This is a genomic window from Salmonella sp. SAL4457 (assembly GCF_046548235.1).
In the GTDB taxonomy this organism is placed as follows: domain Bacteria; phylum Pseudomonadota; class Gammaproteobacteria; order Enterobacterales; family Enterobacteriaceae; genus Salmonella; species Salmonella enterica.
Genome location: NZ_JBGDZO010000386.1, coordinates 1 through 277, shown reverse-complemented (window position 1 = coordinate 277; position 277 = coordinate 1). Strand labels below are relative to the sequence as shown.

1 protein-coding gene is annotated in these 277 nt (G+C 73.6%); it reads left to right on the top strand.

Features of this window, described 5'->3' with window-relative positions; genetic code table 11:
- A partial coding sequence (locus ACLJNW_RS24750) for a TilS substrate-binding domain-containing protein (RefSeq protein WP_410961295.1) occupies positions 1–277 on the top strand: 277 nt, incomplete at both ends.

Here is a 277-nt window from a genome sequence, read left to right as displayed (position 1 = left end):
CCATCGACCTCCGGGCCTGCCGCCAACCCTCGGAACTGGATTGGCCGGACTGGCTGGATCTGCCCCGGATCGCCCTGGAGCCTCTGCGCCGCCTCAGCGCTGCGCGCCAGCGCAACCTGCTGCGGGCCTGGCTGGGACAGCTGACGCGGTTGCCGGACAGTGACCACTGGGCCGGTTGGGAGTCGTTGCGCGACGCCGGCGACGATGCCGACCCGATCTGGCGCCGGGAGAGCGGCGAGCTGCGTCGCGGCGCGGGGCGGATCTGGTGGTTGCCGGC